Here is a 1,411-nt window from a genome sequence, read left to right as displayed (position 1 = left end):
TCACGATGCAGTCAGCGCAAGCGGCGACTGCCGTACCTCAGTGCCCCGATGATGGCGCAGGAGCGTCTCCTGCTTCCGGCGCAACAACTTCGATTCTCAAGGCATTACCGGGGATGGTTGACCCGTCAGCGTCGACGACAACCTCCAGCTTTCCGCCGGCGTCCATGGTGAACGGCTGCAGCGCGATCACCATCTGGATGGCTTGCGTTTCACTCGTCGGATCCTGGGCCGCCTTCATTTGCTCGATCAGGGCTTCGGGTGCAGGGATCTCATGAAGTACGGTCCCATTCCACAGAACCCGGAAAGTGATCGCCTCGAGTGACTGCTGGGCAGATGAGACCAAGTGCGCCAAGACCACGAGTTTCGGCAATACGACCGGAAGCGTTCCGACGACACGCAACCCGCCCTGATAGATGCCCATGATCGACAGCTTGTCGCCGTACTCTCGCCGAACGTCATCGGCGTACTGACAAAAGACGAAGGGTGATCTACTCACGCCCGGCATCCGTGGTCGAACGAATTGCGGAAGCGAGGCGATCTATCGAGACGCCAAGCGCACTGGCCCACCTCTGCAGAGTGTTCAGGCCTGGATTGCCAGGGCACTTCTCCAGTCTGGAAACGTTCGCTTGCTGAGTACCGAGGAGCTCGGCGAGTTGCCGTTGGGAAAGCCCTGCAGCCATCCGAAGGGCGACCAACTCTGACCCCGGACGCTGCTCAGCTTCCAGCCACCGGCCCAAACGCTGACGTGCCCGAGCTAATGCATCGGCGCGCCGTGGCGACTTCTCGAGTCTTGCGATCCGGTCCTGGATCCTGAACCCGCTCACAGGTGCCGCGAGACAGCCGGCCTCTTCGTCGTTGACGAAAAAGACCGTTGGGACGAGCGTGATCCCAACTACACAGTTCTTGTCAATACTTGTAGGTAGGAATCCCATGCTCGTCGTATCGAACGAGCAGGTCGAGAAAGCCGGGTTTGCTCGGGTCATAGGCGTCCTCTCTCGAAGCGACGGACAGCACGTAGTAGCTGTCGATCTGGGCGTGGTGCGCGAACAGAACTCGGTAGGGCAGAAGGGTTCCAGCCTCGTCCCGCACCCTCATCGTGAAAATGTTCTTCCCTCGACGCTGCGCTTCCTCGAACTTCTTTATCTCGAACGGTGGCCGATAGCGAAAGAAGTGCCCGGGCCGGAATATCTCGCCCAGCGTTCCCTCGTCATCGCCAAGCTGCTCCAACAACGCATCGATCAGCGCTGCCGCGTCTTCGTCGCTCTCATAGAGTCGGTCGAGCTCATCTTCGGCAGCGGGATCGATGATAAGGACAGCCATTGTATATCGTCTGTGATATCTGTCCAGCGTAAGCGAGTTCGTGTGAGACACAACAACTCATTCTGGGTGCGTCATTCGCATACGAGGGCCA

General features: G+C 59.0%; 2 protein-coding genes. Both read right to left on the bottom strand.

The window, feature by feature from the left end; all coding sequences use genetic code 11:
* Window positions 1–37 precede the first annotated feature (37 nt).
* Window positions 38–496 carry a hypothetical protein gene (locus tag PKC29_15610; GenBank protein HML96832.1) on the bottom strand — a complete coding sequence of 153 codons (459 nt, stop codon included), beginning with the start codon at window positions 494–496 and terminating at the stop codon, window positions 38–40.
* 410 nt (window positions 497–906) lie between these two features.
* Entirely contained in the window at window positions 907–1,320 is a 414-nt protein-coding gene (locus PKC29_15605) for a hypothetical protein (GenBank protein HML96831.1), read from the bottom strand.
* Between the last annotated feature and the right edge of the window lie 91 nt (window positions 1,321–1,411).

It is taken from the genome of Thermodesulfobacteriota bacterium (assembly GCA_035325995.1).
In the GTDB taxonomy this organism is placed as follows: domain Bacteria; phylum Desulfobacterota_D; class UBA1144; order Nemesobacterales; family UBA2774; genus JADLGH01.
The sequence above is the reverse complement of the archived record's forward strand: the minus strand, read 5'-3'. Positions and strand labels throughout refer to the sequence as shown.